Here is a 20,890-nt window from a genome sequence, read left to right as displayed (position 1 = left end):
ATAGTTTGGTTTTGTTGGAGTTAATTGAGAAAACCGTTAATGGCACTGGATACGATCTGGTGGATTTTGAGCGGGCAGAGCGTGGCTTGTTCAGGATCTACATCGATTATTTGCCGGCAGATCTGGAGAAAGGCAATATCACAGTCGAAGATTGTGAGAAGGTCAGTCATCAGTTGTCGCACGTATTGACGGTTGAAAATGTGGCTTATGAGCGCTTGGAGATTTCTTCCCCTGGTCTTGACAGGCCACTCAAGAAATTAGCCGATTTTGTCCGCTTTGCAGGCGAGAAGGCGACGATCAAGTTGCGCTTGCCTATGGCGGGTGCGGCAAATCGTAAAACATTTGAAGGCGTATTGCATGAGCCTGAAGGCGATACGTTGAAGTTGGAATTTGAAGGTAAAGACGGTGCGGCAATGCTGGAGTTTACGCTCGCCGATGTGGATAAGGCACGTTTGGTGCCGCAAGTGGATTTTAGGAGTCGCAAAGCATGAGTCGCGAAGTTTTATTATTGGTTGATGTGCTGGCGCGTGAAAAAAACGTCGATGAAGATATCGTTTTTGGTGCGCTGGAGCATGCTTTGGCCCAGGCCACAAAGAAGCGCTATGAAGGCGAAGTTGATATTCGCGTAGAAATTGATCGCGATACCGGTGAGTACAAATCCTATCGCCGCTGGCGCGTAGTCCCGGATGATGCCGGTTTGCAATTGCCAGATCAGGAGATCCTGCATTTTGAGGCAGTTGAGCAATATCCGGACATCGAAGTCGATGAATACATTGAAGATCCGATTGAATCTGTTGAATTAGGCCGCCGTTTTGCGCAGGATACCAAGCAAGTGGTCTTGCAACGTATCCGTGATGCAGAACGTGAGCAAATTCTCGCGGATTTCCTGGAGCGTGGCGATTCCCTGGTAACCGGCACCATCAAGCGCATGGAACGCGGCGAAGCCGTGGTTGAATCCGGCAAGATCGAAGCCCGCTTGCCGCGCGATCAGATGATTCCCAAAGAGAATTTGCGTGTCGGTGACCGCGTTCGCGCTTACATTTTGCGGATTGACCGCAATGCGCGCGGACCGCAGGTGATCTTGTCCCGCACTGCGCCAGAATTCATCATGAAGCTGTTCGAGCTGGAAGTGCCGGAAATTGAACAGGGTTCTCTGGTCATTAAATCGGCGGCACGTGACCCAGGCGTACGCGCCAAGATCGCTGTCCACACTAGCGACAAACGCATCGATCCTATCGGTACTTGTGTCGGCATGCGCGGTTCGCGCGTGCAGGCAGTGACGGGTGAATTGGGCGGCGAGCGTGTCGATATCGTGTTGTGGTCCGAGGACCCGGCGCAATTCGTGATTGGTGCCTTGGCTCCTGCGAATGTGTCTTCTATCATGGTGGATGAAGAAAAACATGGCATGGATGTCGTCGTGGATGAAGAGAATCTGGCGATTGCAATTGGCCGTAGCGGTCAGAATGTACGTCTGGCAGCCGAACTGACTGGCTGGCAAATCAACATCATGACTGCGGAAGAATCTGCGAATAAAGCAGAGCAGGAAACTGCCGGTATCCGTGCTTTATTCATGGAAAAGCTCGATGTGGATCAGGAAGTCGCCGACATCCTGGTGGACGAAGGTTTTTCCAGCCTGGAAGAAATCGCTTACGTACCGATCAGCGAAATGCTGGAAATTGAAGCCTTCGATGAAGATACTGTCAATGAGCTGCGTAATCGTGCCAGAGATGCTTTGCTGACTGAGGCGATTGCTTCAGAAGAGGGCGTTGAGGGTGTAGAGGATGCGCTGATCAATCTCGAAGGCATGACCCGTGTGATCGCCGGCAAACTAGGTCTGGCTGGCATTAAAACACTGGATGCTTTTGCCGGGCTGGCGTATGACGAGTTTGGAGCGATTTTGGCCTTGTCTGCCGAACGTGCGCGCCAATTGATTAAAGATGCATTTGAAGATGTGACTGATGATGAGATGAAGCTCATCGACGCTAAATATGATGATCATGCGAAAGCTTTATTGGCCGCAGCGTGGAAACTCGTAGAAGCAAAATAATTCCGAGTTAATGATCATTAAAGCGTTTTATCAGGCGCACATAGAAAAAGAGGACTGAATGGCGAGTAACAATGTAGCCCAATTTGCTACCGAGCTGAAGATGTCAGCAGATTTGCTGCTCACGCAATTGCGTGCCGCAGGCGTCAGCAAAAGCTCGACGTCCGATGCGCTGTCAAAAGAAGATAAAGACCGATTGCTGGAACACCTGCGTCGCTCTCATGGCGTAGCTGCGGACGCAGATAAGAAAAAAATCACGCTGACCCGCAAAGAAACAACTGAAATCAAACAGGCAGATGCCACTGGCAAATCTCGTACGATTCAGGTCGAAGTGCGCAAGAAACGTACTTTCGTGAAGCGTGACGAGGCCGCAACTGAAGAGCCGGTTCGTGCAGCAGCATCTGTTGTCGTCGATCCGGCAGAAATCGCCCTTCATGAAGAAGAAGCGCGTAAAGAGGCGGAATTGATTGCCCAGCAAGAAGCCGAACTGATCAAGAAACAAGAGCACTTGGCGAAGCTGGAAGCGGAAAAAGAAGCCCAGGCACAAGCTCTGCGTGAAGCGGAGCTGGCTGCAGAAGCGGCAGCCAAAGCAGAAGCGGAAAAGCTCAAGTCGGAACAGGTAAACAAGGTCGTTGTCAAAGCCGCGACTGAGACGGCGGCTGCGTCTTCTTCTGAAGAGGATAAAAAGCGTGTACACGCTGACGACACCAAGAAGAAAGCCGTTGCCGATGCTAAAGAAGCGGCGGAACGTGCTGCCGTAACCGAGGTTGCCAGGAAAAAAGTGGCCGATGAAGTTGCGCAAATCAAAGAAATGATGAGCGCCGCCCGCCGGCCAGTGAAAGCGCCTGAGCCTGTGGTCGCGCCAAAAGTTGCCGAAGGCACTTTACATAAGCCTACAGATAAAAAAATCGGCGAGAAAAAAACAGCGACAGATAAAAAAGACGAGAAGAAGCCAGCAGTTGTGGCCGATAAGAAATCGATCAAATCCGCTAACGTTTCTTCGACCTGGCAAGAAGATGCTAAAAAACGCGGTACCGGTATCAAAACGCGTGGCGACACTTCCGGTGGCCGTGATGGCTGGAAGGGCGGCCCTAAAGGTCGTCGTTCCCATCAGAACGACGATCGTGAAACTAATTTCCAGGCACCTGTTGAAGCTATCGTCAAAGACGTTTTCGTTCCAGAGACACTGACTGTCGCCGAATTGGCGCACAAGATGTCAGTCAAGGCATCTGAAGTGATTAAACACCTGATGAAATTGGGTCAGATGTGCACGATCAATCAGGTTCTTGATCAGGAAACAGCCATGATTCTGGTTGAGGAAATGGGGCACAAGGCTTTTGCTGCGAAACTCGACGATCCGGAAGCGATGCTGACGGATACGGCAGAACATGCAGATTACGAATCCACGCCGCGCGCACCGGTTGTGACGGTCATGGGGCACGTTGATCACGGTAAAACATCGTTACTGGATTACATCCGCCGCGCCAAAGTCGCATCGGGCGAAGCTGGCGGCATTACCCAGCATATCGGCGCTTATCACGTAGAGACGCCGCGCGGCATGATTACTTTCCTGGATACGCCTGGTCACGAAGCCTTTACGGCAATGCGTGCCCGCGGTGCCAAGGCAACGGATATCGTTATTCTGGTGGTGGCAGCGGATGACGGCGTGATGCCGCAAACCAAGGAGGCGATTGCACATGCGAAAGCGGCTGGCGTACCTTTGGTTGTTGCGATTAATAAAATTGATAAACCGGGCGCCAATATGGACCGCGTTAAACAAGAGTTGATCGCCGAAAGCGTTGTGCCGGAAGAGTACGGCGGCGAATCGCCGTTCGTACCTGTGTCAGCTAAAACGGGCGAAGGCATTGATGCCTTGCTTGAGCAAGTCTTGCTGCAGGCAGAAGTATTGGAGTTGAAAGCGCCGGTCGATGCACCTGCCAAAGGTTTGGTCGTCGAATCGCGCCTGGATAAAGGTCGCGGTACGGTTGCAACGATTTTGGTGCAGTCAGGTACTTTGAAACGCGGCGATGTGGTGTTAGCGGGTTCTTCGTATGGTCGCGTTCGTGCGATGCTGGATGAAAACGGTAAGAGCATTACCGAGGCAGGTCCGTCCATTCCTGTGGAAATTCAGGGTTTGACAGAAGTACCGTCTGCCGGTGAAGAAGTCATGGTCATGACGGATGAACGTAAAGCGCGTGAAATTGCCTTGTTCCGTCAAGGTAAATTCCGTGACGTCAAATTGGCGAAACAGCAAGCGGCCAAACTTGAAAACATGTTTGAAAACATGGGCGAAGGCGAAGTCAAGAATTTGCCTATCATCGTCAAGACCGACGTTCAGGGTTCGCAAGAAGCTTTGGTTCAGTCTTTGCAAAAATTGTCGACCAACGAAGTGCGTGTACAGGTTGTACATGCGGCCGTGGGCGGTATTTCAGAGAACGACGTCAACCTGGCGGTCGCTTCCAAAGCGGTCATTATCGGCTTTAACACCCGTGCCGACGCTTCGGCGCGTAAGCTGGCTGAATCCAATGGCGTGGACATTCGCTACTACAACATCATTTACGATGCAGTAGATGAAGTCAAAGCGGCATTGTCTGGCATGTTGGCTCCGGAAAAACGCGAAACCATCATCGGTATGGTCGAAGTGAAGCAAGTATTCCTGGTCAGCAAAGTCGGCGCTATTGCTGGTTGTCTGGTAATCGACGGCGTGGTCAAGCGTACTTCATCGGTGCGCCTGTTGCGCAATAATGTGGTGACCTGGACTGGCGAACTCGATTCTCTGAAACGCTACAAAGATGATGCGAAAGAAGTGCGTGCCGGTATGGAGTGCGGCCTGTCGCTGAAGAACTACAATGAAATTCAGGTCGGCGATCAATTGGAAATTTTCGAAATCCAGGAAATTGCACGTACTTTGTAATTGAGGTTTTGATCAGGTAGTTATTGAAGTAACGATTGAAGTAATAAGGCGGGGTGGGCATTGATGTTTGCGTAAAGCCAGAGTTTTTTAATTGGCGGTTCGCAGACACAATGTCCACCTTGCGCATTTAGGTTTTATGGCAAAACATAGTAAAAATATTCCCGGACGCGGGCTGCGAGTGGCAGACCAGATTCAACGTGATCTGGCGGAAATTATCTGGTCCGAATTAAAAGACCCGCGCGTCGGCATGATCACGCTGACCGAAATTCAGCTCACGCCGGATTACGCGCATGCAAAAGTGTTTTTCACGACTCTGGCTGACGATCCCGCTGCGATCAAAAATACGCTCGACGGCTTGTCTAAAGCCGCTGGATTCTTACGTAATCAATTAGGTTTGCGTCTGCACATCCATACCTTGCCGCAACTGCATTTTGTGCATGACACTTCGACCATGCGCGGTATCGCCATGTCTAAGTTGATCGACGAAGCCAATGCGACGCGCTCCAAAGACGACGGCGAAGACTAACCTCACATTGGCTAGTTAAGCCGGAACTTGCGACCACAGCGAGTTCTGTTGAAACTCTTCCCATACCTGTCTATGAATAATCCAGTTAAAAAGCGTATCCGCGTTCCTGTGCATGGCGTTTTGTTGCTGGACAAGCCGGTGGGCTTGTCGAGTAATGACGCCCTGATTAAAGCCAAGCGTCTGTTCAATGCGCAAAAAGCGGGACATACCGGTACCCTGGATCCTTTCGCGACAGGGCTGTTGCCTTTGTGTTTTGGCGAGGCGACCAAGTTTTCGCAAGACTTGCTGGAAGCCGATAAAACCTATCAGACCGTGGTGCATCTTGGTGTCAGCACGACGACCGGCGATACAGAAGGCGAGGCACTGGAAAATTTACCGGTCGCGGTAACGGAACAGCAGATTCAAGATGTCTTGATGCAGTTTCGCGGCGACATTCAACAAGTGCCACCGATGTATTCCGCTTTAAAGCGCGATGGCAAGCCTTTGTACGAATATGCCCGCGCCGGTATCACACTTGATCGCGCCGCAAGGGCAGTGACAATTCATTTGCTGGAACTGGTCAAATACGCAGCGCCCTTCCTGACTTTAAATGTGCGTTGTAGCAAGGGCACCTACATCCGCGTATTGGGCGAGGACATCGGTAAGGCACTTGGTTGCGGCGCGCATTTACAAGCCTTGCGCCGCACCCATGTCGGTCATCTGGTGCTGGAAAAATCGATTACCCTGGATGCGCTGGCTGAATTGGATGAGGCATCGCGTTTTTCATTGCTGGCACCGGTCGATGCCTTATTGTCGAGTTTTCCTAAAATTGAATTGACCGATGAACTGGCGAAGCGCTTCCTGCAAGGGCAGCGACTGGCCTTGGGGAAAGAGAATACCGTCCTGCCATCAGGAATCGGACGTGTCAGAGTGTACCGCCAGGCCGACCAGCAACTTCTCGGCTCGGCACAATTGCAGGACTATGCGATACTCGCGCCCGAGCGACTGATCTGCACCAGTTCTGCCGCTTAATTTCGCAGAAGTCTTTCAAACCTGCAATTTAGCTCGGGAAACTGCACGAAATTGTCATCAACGCGTAGTAACTCCTTGAAATAATAGGAGTTTTGCGTATTATCCAAATGTTGTGCAGTACAGCATGCTATAATCTTGGGTTACCCGAATTTCCCTATTCTTTCTCGCTATCATGTCAAATACAAAACGCGCTATCCGCAACATCGCCATCATCGCTCACGTCGATCACGGCAAAACTACCCTGGTTGACCAATTGCTGCGCCAATCCGGTACTTTCCGCGACAATCAGCAAGTTGATAATCGTGTCATGGATTCCAATGACATCGAAAAAGAACGCGGCATTACGATTCTGTCCAAAAACTGCGCAGTGGAATACAAGGGCACGCATATCAACATCGTTGATACCCCGGGCCATGCGGACTTCGGTGGCGAAGTCGAGCGCGTATTGTCCATGGTTGACAGCGTATTGTTGTTGGTGGATGCGCAAGAAGGCCCTATGCCGCAAACTCGTTTCGTGACGCGTAAAGCCTTGGCGCTGGGCTTAAAGCCTATCGTTGTTGTGAATAAGGTAGACCGCGAAAATGCTGACCCTCAGAAGGCCGTGAACGCCACTTTCGAATTGTTTGACAAACTCGGCGCCACCGATGAACAACTGGATTTCCCTATCGTTTATGCATCGGGATTCAAGGGCTATGCAGGTCTGGAAGACACTGTACGCGAAGGCAATATGGAACCGCTGTTCGACGCCATCCTCGAGCACGTTCCTGCGCGTGAAGATGACCCTAACGGTCCGCTGCAACTGCAGATCACCTCGCTGGAATATTCGTCCTACGTCGGCAAGATCGGCGTAGGCCGTATCCTGCGCGGACGCGTCAAGGCTTTGCAAGACGTGGTCTGGATGAACGGTCCTGACGACAAGCCGACCAAGGCGCGTATCAATCAAGTTCTTACCTTCCGCGGTCTGGATCGCGTACAGGTCGACGAAGCGCTGGCTGGCGACATCGTGCTGATCAACGGCATTGAAGAAATCAGTATTGGTTCTACCATCTGCGCGCCGGATGCGCCGGAAGGCTTGCCTATGCTGAAAATCGATGAGCCGACGCTGACCATGAACTTTATGGTTAACAATTCCCCATTGGCCGGTCGTGAAGGTAAATTTGTAACGACACGCCAGATCCGTGATCGTCTGGATCGTGAATTGAAATCCAACATGGCGTTGCGCGTGGTGCAGGCGGAGAACGATGATTCCACTTACGAAGTATCCGGTCGTGGCGAATTGCATCTGACTATCCTGATCGAAAACATGCGTCGTGAAGGTTTCGAATTAGCTGTTTCCCGTCCACGCGTGGTCTTCAAAATGGTCGATGGCGTGCGCCATGAGCCATATGAAAACCTGACTGTCGATGTGGAAGAAGCGAACCAGGGCGGCGTCATGGAAGAACTCGGTCGCCGTCGCGGTGATCTGCAAAACATGGAGCCGGACGGCAAAGGTCGTGTGCGTCTGGAATACCGTATCCCTGCACGCGGTCTGATCGGCTTCCAGGGCGAATTCATGACATTGACACGCGGTACCGGTTTGATGAGTCACGTGTTTGATGAGTACGCTCCGGTCGATAATTCCAAAGGCGAACTAGCCGGTCGTCGTAACGGTGTATTGATTTCCCAGGACGATGGCGCTGCCGTTGCTTATGCGATCTGGAAACTGCAGGACCGTGGCCGTATGTTCGTGGTGCACAACGATCCAGTGTATGAAGGCATGATTATCGGCATTCACTCGCGTGACAATGATCTGGTAGTGAACCCGATCAAAGGTAAGCAATTGACCAACGTACGCTCTTCCGGTACGGATGAAGCGGTGCGCCTGGTGCCGCCGATTCAGATGAGCCTGGAATATGCGGTTGAATTTATTGAAGACGATGAGCTGGTTGAAGTCACACCGAAGAGTATCCGTTTGCGTAAGCGTTATTTGAAAGAACATGAGCGCAAAAAAGCCTCTCGCGACGTAGCGTAATCGCTTTTTAGTTTGGCGCGGTGCTGGTCGATTTAGACTGGTGCCGCACTGAATCAACCCGTTTCGCTCTTGCCTATGCAAGCAGCCAGACGGGTTTTTTATTTGGACAACTATGATGAACAAGATGAGTCACCGCCGCGCGGTGATCCTGATGATTTGCGCCGCGACTTTATGGAGCATCGCTGGCGTATTTACCCGGCATCTCGAAGTCGCCCGCGATTTTGAAGTGACCTTCTGGCGTAGTTTTTTTGCTGCGCTGTTTGTCGCTGTTGCCATGTTCAGACAATACAGGCGTGCCTTTATTCCGCGCCTGCGCTTGCTTGGCAAGATCGGCTTCTTGTCGGGTTGCATGTGGGCGACCATGTATAGCTGCTTCATGATCGCGATCACCATGACCACCGTGGCGAATACCTCGATCATGGAGAGTCTGTCGCCGTTGTTCACTGCATTTCTCGCCTGGCTGATTTTGCGCCAGCATATTCCTGCCAGAACCTGGTGGGCGATTGCCGCCGCCGGTGTCGGCATGTGCTGGATGTTTGCCGGCAGCATTTCGCAAGTCGATCAGCGTGGTTTGCTCGGCATGTTGATTGGTCTCGGCGTGCCGATTGCCGCGTCGGTGAATGTGATTCTCTTGAAAAAGGGTGGACATACGGTGGACCTGGTTCCTGCCGTATTCATGGGCGGTTCGATTTCTGCGTTGATGATGTTGCCGTTTGCCTTGCCGTTTCAGGCATCGCTGCATGACATCATCATCCTGGCGATTCTCGGTTTTTTTCAGCTAGGCTTTCCATGCATGCTGATGGTACGTGCATCGGCCAGTCTGAGCGCGCCGGAAATCGCCTTGCTGTCTTTGCTCGAGGTATTGCTGGCACCGCTCTGGGCCTGGCTCGGCGCCGGTGAAGTGCCCGCCCAGGCGACATTGATCGGCGGCGCGGTAGTGCTGCTGGCTTTGGTGTTTAACGAACTGGCAGCGCTGCGCGAAGAGTGATTTACCTCACATTAAATCCTTTGCCAGTGAAGTTTGGGAAATGCTGTAAAACCTATTCTTCTCTACCACTGTAGTGAGATGTTTGGATTTTTGTGGTCTTGATTGAAAATAGAACCCGCAGTCAATATGCGGCCGTCAGCACGATTTCCTGCCAGCAGGCGCATGGATATTGCGGATCCGGTTTTAAGGAATTTATTGATCGGCAAGTAAACAGGTGAATAAATTCAATTGAGGTCTCACGTCGTCGCTCCTGCGAAGGCAGGAGTCCAGTGTTTTTGGTTGCGCCATCAACGTCACTGGATTCTTGTTAAAAGCAGTGGGAATCAACTATTGTGTCTTCAGCACATCCGCAATCGCGCCAAACAAGTGATCGATCTGCGCCGGCGTGATGACCAAGGGCGGTGACAGCGCGATGATGTCGCCGGTGGTGCGTATCAGGACGCCTTTTTCCCAGAAACATCGGAGGAACACATCAAACGCCCGGGTACCGGCTTTGCCAGGAATACTCTCCAATTCAATGCCGCAGACCAGGCCCAGATTGCGGATGTCTTTGACATACGGCAGGCCTTGCAAGCTATGTGCAGCTTGCTCGAAATGGCTGGCATGCGCGGCGGCACGGTCGAATAATTTTTCTTCCTGATACACATCGATCGTCGCAATCGCGGCGGAGCAGGCAAGCGGATGGGCGGAGTAGGTATAGCCGTGAAAGAACTCGATGGTATTTTCTGGGGCGGCACTCATGAAGGCATCATGGATAGCCTGTTTGACGATCACGGCACCCATCGGGACTGCGGCATTGGTCAAACCTTTGGCGCAGACGATCATATCGGGTATCACGCCGAAATAGTCGGCGGCAAAGGCCGTGCCGAGACGACCGAAGCCGGTGATGACTTCATCAAAAATCAGCAGGATGCCGTACTTGTCGCAGATCGCCCTGAGTTTTTGCAGATACCCCTTGGGAGGCAGGATCACGCCGGTCGAACCTTGCAGCGGTTCTACGATGACCGCAGCCACGCTGGAGGGATCATGCAAGGCGAGCAGTCTTTGTTCCAGCTCGTCCGCCATCTCGGCGCCATGCTCGGGCAGACCGCGGCTGAAGGCATTCCTGGCGATGTTGAGCGGATGGCGCAGATGATCGACTGCCGGTAGCGCCGGTCCGAAATGTTTGCGGTTGCCGGCAATCCCGCCGACCGAGATGCCGCCAAAACCGACGCCGTGATAGCCGCGCTCGCGTCCGATCAGCCGATGCCGAATGCCGTCGCCGCGCACGCGGTGGTAAGCCAGCGCAATCTTCAAGGCGGTATCGACACCTTCCGATCCGTCATTGCAAAAGAACACGCGATTCATGCCTTCGGGTGCAATCGAGACCAGCTTGCTGGCCGCTTCAAAGGCTAAGGGATGGCCCATCTGGAAGGTCGGGGCGAAATCCATGCGCGCCGCCTGCTGCTGTATCGCACCGACTATCCTGGCATGCCCATGTCCGGCATTCACGCACCACAGACCCGCCGTGCCATCGAGGATCTGGCGACCGTCATCGGTCGTGTAATGCATGCCTTCAGCGGCGACCAGCAGGCGCGGCTTGCTCTTGAACTGGCGGTTAGCAGAAAACGGCATCCAGAAATGTTCGGTATTGACCGGTGTACTCATGACCTTAAGTCCTTGTGAAGTCTTACGAAAAATCGTTTGCCGATCTCGATTGTGGCATTACCGACCAGCTTACTCAAGTGCTGACCAGATCAAATTGCTTTGAACAGCTATTTTAAAAGCCTCTATTTAAATTTTCTTGTGGCTGACGGATCGGTACGTATCAGCGCAAAGCAGCGCTGAACATTGCATGAGTGCGTTAGCGTACAGACTTCATTACTGGCAGCGCGCATTCTGGCAATGTGAATAAACACTGCCTACTCTATGAAAGAGGTACCAAATGAATATCATCAAATGTGTCGATAAAGCGTATGAACACTTGAATTTTATTGAACTTGCCGATGCGCCAGTAAGTGCCTTGCAAGGGGTGAGCGCCAAGGATGCCGAGTTATTGAAAAAAGCCTTTCAAGTCGATACGATCCGCGATTTTGGCAAGCTGAAATTCGTTAAATGGGCAGCCGCTATCGCAACGCTGGCTGAGCAAGTGGAGACTGAAGAAGATAAAGCCAAAGAAACCCTGCTCGACGACGCGCTGGAAATGTCGTTCCCGTCCAGCGATCCTATCTCGGTGAATTCCGGCATTACCAGAATTGAAGTGGCGCCGGAAATGGTGAATGCGAGCACCGATCACCAGAATAGCCTGGCCATTGATCCGCCGAAAAAGGGCAAGTAAGGCTTGCTCCTCGTGGCACTCTTCCCGGATAAGCACGGGTCTATGAAGGCCCGCCGGTGAGTCTGACACATTCCCGGTATCTATAAAAAAAGCGCCTTTAATCATACCTGCCACAGTACGATTAAAGGCGCTTTTCTATTTATTTGCTTCCCGGCTGGCATCCCGGAATGTCGATAGCGGGCGCGCATGATCACTTGCATCACCTGCAGATGAGCTATGCCTCTGCCGCTTCACTCGCTCAGCAATTCCGCCACCGACTGCAAGCCATCAATGCGTTCAGACACGACGCGTATCGCAACGATGATAGGCACGCCCAGCAACAAGCCCCAGATACCCCATAACCAGCCCCAAAATAAGAGGCTGATGAAGACTGCCGCCGCATTCATTTTGGCGATCTTGCCAGTCATCCAGGTCGTGATGAACGTGCCTACCAGGACCGTTGCTGCCAGCGAGGATCCGGCAACCAGCAATGTTTGCGATAGCGATCCGAATTGCATGAATGCCGTCGCGCCGACCGCCAGGGTGATCAGCACCGGACCGAAATAAGGAATGATGTGCAGGCAGCCTGCGGCAACCGCCCATGCGCCTGCATTTTCCAGGCCGACCAGGCGAAATACGATCCACAACAATAAGGCGAGCAGCAGATTGGTCACCAGCAGCATAAACATATAACTCTGTATCGATTTATTGATGTCATCGAGAATATGTACCGTAATTTTTTTGGACGATAAAGAGGGGCCGGTGATTTTGACGAGTTTTCGTTTAAAACTATCACCCGATAATAGAAGGAAAAAAACCAGGAAGATCACCATCATGAACTGGCCAAGAGCGCCTGCTGCCCCCATAGAACCGGCCCACAGCCAATCCTGAACCTTGAACGCAGGACGCGCCACAATGACGGTGGTTGGCTGCCGTGCAGTCGGGCGGGCAGCGCTGGTCTGGCTGGTGGCTTTCTCAATCTCGCTCGCTACCGCTTGCATTTGCTGGATCGTACTCGGCTGATCGTCTTGCGTTTTGGTAATCGCCTGTGAAATCTGGTGCGCGGCATCGGGCAGGCGCACCAGGATAGAGTTGAATTCGGTCCGTAAAGAATTAGCGACCAGCGCGGTGCCGCATAGGATGGTGAGCATTACCAGGCTGGCGCCTGCCGCGCGTGGGATTTTGATATGTTCCAGCCAGACCACGACAGGATTCAGCGTGTACGAGATCAGGATGCTAAAGATCAGCGGAATAAAAAAATGCTGTGCCGACTGTAGTGCAAATACAAAGGCAACCGTGGCTAATATCCCTAGCGCCAGGCCACGTGCATTGACCGGTATATGGATGTTTGGTCCTTTGGTACTGAGTATCGAGTGCGCGGGGTGCGCTATCTGTGCATTCTCCGGTGCCTCCGGTGTTTCTTGGGCGGTATCTTCTTGTGGGGAAATGTTCATTTTCTTGCCCTGCTATTTTTATTGGATATCGGAATTTCTTCTCTATTAATAAAAAGCGGACATTGCTTATAACCTGATTGAAAAGAGACATCCAGTACTTGATGTGTCCTTCAATCTTGTTGCCACAATGCCCGCTTTTTTGTACTACTGACTTACTCGTTTGTACTTGTTGTTACTTAATCCGCATATCATTTTTGACCGACTTGACGCCTTTGACATTGCGCGTAACTTCTACTGCTTTATCGATGTCGGGTTGTGAAGAAACAAAGCCGCTTAACTGAACGATACCTTTGAATGTTTCAACATTGATTTCACGAGCTTTCAACATTGGTTCATTTAAAATCGCAGCTTTGACTTTAGTCGTGAGAACGGTGTCGTCGATGTATTCGCCAGTGCCTTCGGATTTAGGGGTTGATGCGCAACCTACTACGCTAATCAACATAAAAGACAGTAGAGCGGTTGCTACACGTTGTGGAATGTTCATGATAGTCCTTCGTAATAGATGAATAAAATCCCCTGGTATGACATGATTTTTTCAGGGGAGTGACCGTGATAAACAGATCGGATGAATCTACTGCTACACATGCATTGCTCAGCGCTGTTATTTACCGAACTGTTTTTTAGCAGTAGCGACGCAAGTGTCTTTGCTTGCACCGGCTAAGGCTTCACATTTCTCGATAGCGACTTTGTAGTTTGCATCGACTTTATCTTCACGGGCATCGACACGGGCTGCGACGACTTTTTTATCGGCCGTTGCATCGGCTTTAGCGGCGACCAGGGCTGCTTTAGCTTCTTTGATGCAGACGTCTTTTTCGTTGCCGGTTTTGCTATTGCATTTGGTCTTTGCAACATCGTAGTCGGCATTCGCCATCGCTTTGCGTGCATCGGTACGCGCGCTCATGGTGTTTTTATAGTTAGCTTCAGCTTCTGCTTTGGTATGCTTTTGCATCGACTCCGCTTCTGCGACGCAGACATCTTTAGGATTGCCGGCCAAGGCATTGCATTTTTCACGCGCTACTTTGTAATCGGCAGCGGCACTTTCTTTAGCGGCTTTATATGTGGCTTTCGCCTCATCCGTTGCAGCGCTGGCGAATGTACTGTAACCAATGGTCGCTGTACCGATCAGCAGTGTTGCGATAATGTTTTTCAGAGTATTAGTTTTCATTTTTTTGCCTTTCATTGATATTTATAAATGCCTGCAAAGAACCTTGCCGACAAACTGACTTCTCATTAAGAAGAACGACTTTCTTTCAAAAACTTTTGGAAAGCGACAACTTGCTTTTCAGCTTCATCCCGGTCTATGCCATAGGATTCTTGTATATGGCCAAGTAACTGGTCACGCTTGCCTGCGATAACCTCGATATGATCGTTAGTTAATTTGCCCCATTGGGCTTTAACGTGGCCTTTATATTGCAACCAATTTCCTTCAATTACATCCCAGTTCATATTCATCTCCTAGTGAAGCGATTCATCCCGCTAAAGTGGCGGCGGTATCGCAGTAGTTCTAAAAAAATTATCTAAATGTGCCAGTAATTGAATGTGTCATCGCTAACAATAAACATCAGAGAAAACTTCACTACAATCAATTATCTGAATTGATGATGCACTTTACGTGGCAGGTGTTTTTGGTTCTGTTCGTTGACGCACATTCGAATAATTATTTTTTATACGCTTGATATGAATCATGTGGAAATAAGAAAACATGTTCAGCAACAAGAAGCGACGTGGCTTTGATGGTGCGCATCCAACGCGCTAAACGCCACGTCCGCTAATCAGGCGCAGCAGTATCATGATTACCGCGACCACTAATAAAATATGAATGAAGCCACCAATGGTGTAGGACGTGACTAAGCCGAGTAGCCACAAGACGAGCAGGACGACGGCGATGGTATAAAGCATGATGTGTTCCTCTTTAGTTCATGGATGGAGTCGATGTCAGAACAGGATCAGCAGGACATAAGCTTTAGTCCCATCGACATCGTGAGAGTGAGTATCCGGCGAATAAAGCCAGAGTTCTGTACGTTGACGTACACAAGAAAATTTAAACAATAGATAACTTGATTGGGCTTGCATCAGCGCCCTCTGAAAAGAAAAAAAGCCCTTGCAGGTGATGACAAGGGCTTGATATCGATTGTGGTGCGACTAGTTTTACGGAGTCTCTCTGGTATAGCGAATCAGATGGCGTAGCACCGTCCCGATCTGTCTATCCGTTGGCGCGCAATACGCCATTGACAATTTTTACCCGGTCACCGGAGCGCCAGGCGGAGGTGCCTGCCTGTGTCAGTGTGCGCTTGGAGCCATCGTTCATGCGTATGGTGATTTCGGTGCTATGTGTCGCATTGACCTGGCCTTCGATTTGATTGCCAGCGACTGCACCGCCAATGGCACCGATGACTGTCATGGCTTCTTGTCCGTGGCCGCCACCGACTTGATTCCCTAACAGGCCACCCACTACGGCGCCGCCGGCGGCACCGATACCGCTGCCCGCAGCACGGTTGGTAATATCGCGGCTTGATTCAACAATACCGCAATAGCCGCAGATCGTTTTAGCCGATCCGTTATCGCTGGTGTTGGCATTCGCGTCAGCATTGTGCAGATTTTGATGCAACGGCATGGTGGACGCTGTAGCGCCTTCGTGCCGCTTTAAGGGCGGTACTTGCGTGCTGGTGACGGCTTGAACCGTCATTTGATCGGTTGCGCTCAAGCTCGCGTTATTACCGAGATTGCCGCCGATAGAGGTAGGGATCCATCCCATGATCGCTGCAATGCCGATAGCGCAAAACAAGATTACTGCCGCGCCTGCGACGAGGATCATCGGATGCAGTTTGGCTTTAGGGAAATTGCTAGGAATCGAATTCATATAGATTACCTTTTACGGTGTTGATACTGCCTATTCTTGACTACGCGATACCCGATGATCAGTTGGTATTCACCAATGCTGATCACCAGGAATCAGAAGCGCGAACATTGCGCTACATAATCGAGCTTACTTCTTCGGGTTGACCTGATTGCCGATGACGCCACCAACTGCGGCACCACCTACCGTACCAGCGGTGCTGCCACCGGTCAGTACAGCACCGACGACCGCGCCAGCACCGGCACCGATTGCGGTATTTTTATCTTGCCTGGACATGTCCGCACATGCTGTCAGACTCAGCGCCAGGCTGATCGCGGCGGCATATACGCCGATATGTTGAGTTGTATTCATTTGTAGTCCTCTTCGTTTATTTATTTGTTAAGCTATGTTTACACCATCTCTCATCGACATCATTCTGATGACCAGGCTGATTGCAACGAGAGAGAGTTGCCATCAGCAATACTTATTTCAATCGCATATCGTTTTTAACGGATGTAACGCCTTTTACGCCACGTGCCAATCTGACTGCGGTAGCGATGTTGTCTTCAGAGCGCACAAAACCGCTGAGTTGCACGATACCTTTATAAGTTTCAACATTGATTTCGGCGACTTTCAAAGTTGGTTCGTTCAGGATGGATGCTTTAACCGCAGCAGTGATGACAGTGTCATCGACGTATTGGCCGGTGCTTTCATGTTTCGGTGTGGCGGCACAGCCGACTATCGTCGTCAGCATCAGAGCGGCGATCAGGGTCGAGATAGAAGTAATATTTTTCATTTAGAGGTTCCTTAGATAGTTGATCTGGTTCATTTCACAGAGAATGCATTGTTCTATTACACCGCGGCGGCAGATCCTTATGCAGCGATGCGATAATGCAGAATGAGGCATATATCTCACTGCTTCAGTGCGCCAACGTACAGAAATGAAATTTAATTTTTGACATAGGGGTACGATTCTTTTTTCCGAAAAAATGTCAGCTTGGTTTTCGAGATGATTGCTTATGTGCGCTAACAGACGGACTATGTAGCCGATGCTAGATTATTGTGAGGAGTTGGTGGTGGGATGTGTTACATTGTTCCGCCGATAATAAGTCGGCATGCGCATGCATTTCATATTTTTCTGAGCTCGCATCTTCTAATTTTTCACGACTGGAAACAGAAACGCAGCTATGTCCAGTGTCCATAATCCCAATCAGAATCATCTGCTAGCCGCTTTGCTAGACGCTGAATATGATCGCCTTTCCGCGCATCTGGAATTAATCCCGATGCTGCTAGGTGACGTGCTATATGAGTCGGGCGGCAAGCTGCAGCACGTATATTTTCCGACGACGTCGATTGTCTCGCTGCATTATTTATTGGAAAACGGCGGCTCCTCTGAAATTGCGGGAGTGGGAAATGAAGGAGTTCTCGGAATCTCGCTGTTCATGGGAGGGGATACCACGCCGAGCCGGGCAGTTGTTCAAACCAGCGGTCACGCATATCGCTTGAAATCGCACATATTGATGGACGAATTTAATCGTGCCGGCCCGGTGCTGCGCTTGCTGCTGCGCTATACCCAGGCATTGATTACGCAGATGTCGCAAACTTCGGTATGCAATCGCCATCACTCGGTCGAGCAACAATTGTGCCGCTGGTTGCTGTTGACACTGGATCGTGTGCCATCGAATGAACTCACCATCACCCAGGAATTGATTGCGAATACTCTGGGGGTGCGGCGTGAAGGTATCACTGAAGCCGCCGGAAAATTACAGCAAGAAGGTTTTATCAGTAACCGGCGCGGTCATATTACGGTAGTCAACCGCGGCGGCCTGGAACACAAAGTATGCGAATGCTATGAGGTCGTCAAAAAGGAATTTGCCCGGCTTCTGTCTGATGTGCGTCAACGCTGATAGGTTGATGGACGGATTCAGGCAATGCATCAGTGAATCGCAGATGTAAGATTAAAACGCCTCGTTGGCGTCACGGCATCGCCGTTACCTTGTTTGAGCCCAGGTTAGCGCTCTCGTTTTTTGCTCCGCTTAAGTCATCAAGGTCAGAATAGATATGGTCGCCCTCAATAAATTATCAGTCGAACGCTTAATCTTAATCGGTATCGGCATGACACTCGCTGTCTTGTTGCTCATCGGCGGCATGGCGTGGAATATCGCTCTGCCGATTGCTTCCTATACCACGGTTGAACATACGCGCGAAGTCGTTTCTCGGTTTAATCAATTCAGTTCCGAAATTGATAGGGTTGAGAACGGGCAGTGGGCGTATTTTTTGACCAAGGAGAAAAAATTTCTTGAGGAGCGCAATGCCGCTGTAGCGCAGTTAAGGTCGGTCATCACACAACTGACCGACCTGACAATCGATAATGTCAGTCAGCGGGCACGGATCGTCCAGCTCACGGTATTGCTGGATAAACGCATCCGGATGCTGATCGAGAGCCAGGCGGTATTTGATGCGCAAGGCTTTGAATCGGCGCGTTCTCTGTTCAATAGCGGACGAGAGGCAGCGGGCGCTATCCGCGCACTGACGGCAGACGCTACTGCAGAAGAGCAGCGATTGTTAGGGCAACGCAGAAGTAGTGAGCTGTTACGATTTGAAGTGATGTTGATCAGTATCGTCTTATTATTCGGTTTTCTGGTATGGCTAGCTTTACACGTGCGGCGGCTGGCGCATGGCCGATCCGCGATGGAGCAGGCGATACAGTACGGTCGCCAGCCTTTGCTGAAAGCCGAAGCGTTGCAAAACGCGATTTTTAATAGCGCCAACTTTTCCGTCATTGCAACCGATGCACAAGGTGTGATCCAGATTTTTAATGTCGGCGCCGAACACATGTTGGGTTATCGTGCCGTCGATGTGGTCGATAAAATTACGCCGACCGGTATCTCCGATGAAGAAGAGGTGATCACGCGTGCTGCTGCGCTCAGTTTGGAATTGGATACCACTATCACGCCAGGTTTTGAGGCTTTGGTGTTTAAGGCGTCACGCGGTATTGAAGATATTTATGAGCTGACTTATATCCGTAATGACGGCAGCCGTTTTCCCGCGATCGTTTCGGTGACGGCTTTGCGTGACGAAGCCGATAAGGTGATCGGCTATCTGTTGATCGGTACCGATAATACGGCGCGCAAACAAGTCGAAGCCGAGCAGGCTTTGCTGGACCAGCGTCTGCGCGATCAGCAGTTCTATACCCGCTCTTTAATCGAATCGAATATTGATGCCTTGATAGCGACCGACCCCAAAGGCATCATCAGCGACGTGAATCAGCAGATGGAGGCCTTGACGGGTTGTACGCGCGACGAATTGATCGGGGTGCCGTTCAAAAATTATTTTACCGATCCGGACCGCGCCGAAGCCGCGATTACCCGGGTCCTGCGTGAAGGCAAGGTGACAAATTATGAATTGACCGCCCATGCCAAGGACGGCAAAGAAACGGTGGTGTCCTATAACGCCACCACGTTTCATGATCGTGATCGTAAGTTGCAAGGTGTATTTGCGGCTGCGCGTGATGTCACGGAGCGCAAGCAATTTGAGCATGCTTTGCAAGAGAATAATGTGGAACTGGAGAACGCCAAGGCCATTGCGGAAAAAGCCAATTTAGCCAAATCGGAATTCTTATCCAGTATGAGTCACGAGTTGCGCACGCCGCTCAATGCGGTGCTGGGTTTTGCACAATTGATGGCATCCGAGACGCCGCCACCGACCTCGGCACAAAAATTGTCGATCGATCAAATCTTGCAAGCCGGCTGGTATTTGCTGCGCCTGATTAATGAGATCCTCGATCTGGCCATGATTGAATCGGGCAAAGTCACGATGTCGCACGAGGCGATATCCCTGACCGAAGTATTGCAAGACTGCCAGGCCATGATAGAGCCGCAAGCGCAAAAGCGCGGGATCCATATGACGTTTCCGCAGTTCGATGATTTGTTCTACGTACACGCGGACAGAACCAGGGTCAAGCAAATCGTCATCAATCTATTATCGAATGCGATTAAATACAATCGGGATGGCGGCGTCGTGATTGTTCAATGCAATGCGAGCGGCGACAAGCGTATACGTATCAGCGTGCAGGATACCGGTGCTGGTTTGAGCGCAACCCAGTTAGCGCAGTTATTTCAGCCCTTTAATCGCTTGGGGCAAGAGACTAGCGCCGAGGAGGGTACAGGCATTGGCCTGGTCGTGACCAAGCAGCTGGTCGAGTTGATGGGCGGCGTGATCGGTGTTGAAAGCAATGTCGGTATCGGCAGCGTATTTTGGGTCGAGTTACCCGCCTGTAACGCCCCCGAGCTGACCACCGATAGCAGCAAGGACATTGTCGAAGATAGTGTGGACCGTTCGAATAATGGAGTTATCGCGGCTCAACGTACCTTGCTCTATGTCGAAGACAATCCAGCCAATCTGGCCTTGGTAGCGCAATTGGTGGCGCGCCGCAGCGATTTAAAACTGTTGTCCGCGATTGATGCGCATCTTGGTATCCGCTTAGCCCGTGCATACCTGCCAGACGTGATTTTGATGGATATCAACTTGCCCGGATTAAGCGGATTCGGCGCTCTTAAAATTTTACATGACGATCCATTGACCAGTCATATCCCCATCATGGCGCTATCGGCAAACGCCGTGCCGCGCGATATTGAGAGAGGGCTGGAGGCGGGATTCTTCCGCTATCTAACCAAGCCGATTAAGGTCAATGAATTCATGGATGCACTGGATGTCGCATTGCATTTTGCCGCAGAAAATAGCTTGCTAGAAAAGTAGGCCGCTGGTCATAGTCGCGGTATGAGCGATATAAGCGTTTTTGAAAAATATT

At 51.0% G+C, this 20,890-nt stretch carries 19 protein-coding genes; 10 read left to right on the top strand and 9 right to left on the bottom strand.

Features of this window, described 5'->3' with window-relative positions; all coding sequences use genetic code 11:
• Positions 1-5 precede the first annotated feature (5 nt).
• The 7 genes from rimP to LPB67_RS08850 all read left to right on the top strand — a co-directional run bounded on the left by rimP (position 6) and on the right by LPB67_RS08850 (position 9,494).
• A complete protein-coding gene (gene rimP, locus LPB67_RS08880) occupies positions 6-491 on the top strand; it encodes a ribosome maturation factor RimP (RefSeq protein ID WP_262836766.1) in 486 nt (161 codons plus the stop codon).
• A complete protein-coding gene (gene nusA, locus LPB67_RS08875) occupies positions 488-2,047 on the top strand; it encodes a transcription termination factor NusA (protein WP_262836765.1) in 1,560 nt (519 codons plus the stop codon). Before rimP ends, nusA begins: the two co-directional genes overlap by 4 nt.
• Before the next feature lie 58 nt (positions 2,048-2,105).
• On the top strand, positions 2,106-4,958 hold the full coding sequence (gene infB, locus LPB67_RS08870) for a translation initiation factor IF-2 (RefSeq protein ID WP_262836764.1): 2,853 nt from the start codon (positions 2,106-2,108) through the stop codon (positions 4,956-4,958).
• Between the two features lie 136 nt (positions 4,959-5,094).
• Positions 5,095-5,484, top strand: a complete 390-nt coding sequence (gene rbfA / locus LPB67_RS08865) for a 30S ribosome-binding factor RbfA (protein ID WP_262836763.1) — start codon at positions 5,095-5,097, stop codon at positions 5,482-5,484.
• A 72-nt stretch (positions 5,485-5,556) separates the two neighbouring features.
• Positions 5,557-6,495, top strand: a complete 939-nt coding sequence (truB, locus tag LPB67_RS08860) for a tRNA pseudouridine(55) synthase TruB (RefSeq protein ID WP_262836762.1) — start codon at positions 5,557-5,559, stop codon at positions 6,493-6,495.
• Positions 6,496-6,667: 172 nt separating this feature from the next.
• Positions 6,668-8,506 carry a translational GTPase TypA gene (gene typA, locus LPB67_RS08855; RefSeq protein ID WP_262836761.1) on the top strand — a complete coding sequence of 613 codons (1,839 nt, stop codon included), beginning with the start codon at positions 6,668-6,670 and terminating at the stop codon, positions 8,504-8,506.
• 124 nt (positions 8,507-8,630) lie between these two features.
• The gene (locus LPB67_RS08850) at positions 8,631-9,494 is read left to right on the top strand and encodes a DMT family transporter (RefSeq protein ID WP_316685162.1); all 864 of its coding nucleotides are present in this window, start codon (positions 8,631-8,633) and stop codon (positions 9,492-9,494) included.
• A gap of 327 nt (positions 9,495-9,821) precedes the next feature.
• On the opposite strand, the gene LPB67_RS08845 is transcribed toward LPB67_RS08850, so the two are convergent.
• Positions 9,822-11,141, bottom strand: coding sequence for an aspartate aminotransferase family protein (locus LPB67_RS08845; protein ID WP_262836760.1), 1,320 nt, complete (start codon positions 11,139-11,141; stop codon positions 9,822-9,824).
• Between the two features lie 277 nt (positions 11,142-11,418).
• On the opposite strand from LPB67_RS08845, the gene LPB67_RS08840 reads away from it, so the two are divergent.
• A complete protein-coding gene (locus tag LPB67_RS08840) occupies positions 11,419-11,811 on the top strand; it encodes a hypothetical protein (RefSeq protein ID WP_262836759.1) in 393 nt (130 codons plus the stop codon).
• 230 nt (positions 11,812-12,041) lie between these two features.
• On the opposite strand, the gene LPB67_RS08835 is transcribed toward LPB67_RS08840, so the two are convergent.
• The 8 genes from LPB67_RS08835 to LPB67_RS08800 all read right to left on the bottom strand — a co-directional run bounded on the left by LPB67_RS08835 (position 12,042) and on the right by LPB67_RS08800 (position 16,876).
• Entirely contained in the window at positions 12,042-13,244 is a 1,203-nt protein-coding gene (locus tag LPB67_RS08835) for an AI-2E family transporter (protein WP_262836758.1), read from the bottom strand.
• Positions 13,245-13,416: 172 nt separating this feature from the next.
• Positions 13,417-13,728, bottom strand: coding sequence for a BON domain-containing protein (locus LPB67_RS08830; protein ID WP_262836757.1), 312 nt, complete (start codon positions 13,726-13,728; stop codon positions 13,417-13,419).
• A 117-nt stretch (positions 13,729-13,845) separates the two neighbouring features.
• Positions 13,846-14,409 (bottom strand): hypothetical protein, encoded by a 564-nt coding sequence (locus tag LPB67_RS08825; RefSeq protein ID WP_262836756.1) that lies wholly within the window; start codon positions 14,407-14,409, stop codon positions 13,846-13,848.
• A gap of 65 nt (positions 14,410-14,474) precedes the next feature.
• Entirely contained in the window at positions 14,475-14,690 is a 216-nt protein-coding gene (locus LPB67_RS08820) for a CsbD family protein (RefSeq protein WP_262836754.1), read from the bottom strand.
• A gap of 306 nt (positions 14,691-14,996) precedes the next feature.
• Positions 14,997-15,143: a lmo0937 family membrane protein gene (locus LPB67_RS08815; RefSeq protein ID WP_262836753.1), complete on the bottom strand. Its 147-nt coding sequence runs from the start codon at positions 15,141-15,143 to the stop codon at positions 14,997-14,999.
• A gap of 304 nt (positions 15,144-15,447) precedes the next feature.
• Positions 15,448-16,104, bottom strand: coding sequence for a glycine zipper 2TM domain-containing protein (locus tag LPB67_RS08810; protein WP_262836752.1), 657 nt, complete (start codon positions 16,102-16,104; stop codon positions 15,448-15,450).
• Positions 16,105-16,230: 126 nt separating this feature from the next.
• The gene (locus tag LPB67_RS08805; RefSeq protein ID WP_262836751.1) at positions 16,231-16,452 is read right to left on the bottom strand and encodes a glycine zipper 2TM domain-containing protein; all 222 of its coding nucleotides are present in this window, start codon (positions 16,450-16,452) and stop codon (positions 16,231-16,233) included.
• A 112-nt stretch (positions 16,453-16,564) separates the two neighbouring features.
• Positions 16,565-16,876, bottom strand: a complete 312-nt coding sequence (locus tag LPB67_RS08800) for a BON domain-containing protein (protein ID WP_262836750.1) — start codon at positions 16,874-16,876, stop codon at positions 16,565-16,567.
• A 391-nt stretch (positions 16,877-17,267) separates the two neighbouring features.
• On the opposite strand from LPB67_RS08800, the gene LPB67_RS08795 reads away from it, so the two are divergent.
• Together LPB67_RS08795 and LPB67_RS08785 are read left to right on the top strand one after the other, a co-directional pair.
• Positions 17,268-17,987, top strand: a complete 720-nt coding sequence (locus LPB67_RS08795) for a Crp/Fnr family transcriptional regulator (protein ID WP_262836749.1) — start codon at positions 17,268-17,270, stop codon at positions 17,985-17,987.
• Between the two features lie 208 nt (positions 17,988-18,195).
• Positions 18,196-20,838, top strand: a complete 2,643-nt coding sequence (locus LPB67_RS08785) for a PAS domain S-box protein (RefSeq protein WP_410482717.1) — start codon at positions 18,196-18,198, stop codon at positions 20,836-20,838.
• The last annotated feature ends 52 nt before the right edge of the window (positions 20,839-20,890 follow it).

The sequence above is a fragment of the Undibacterium sp. Jales W-56 genome (assembly GCF_025548535.1).
Taxonomy (GTDB): Bacteria; Pseudomonadota; Gammaproteobacteria; order Burkholderiales; family Burkholderiaceae_D; genus Undibacterium.
Note: the sequence above shows the minus strand (reverse complement) of the source record. Positions and strands in the feature narration are given on the sequence as shown.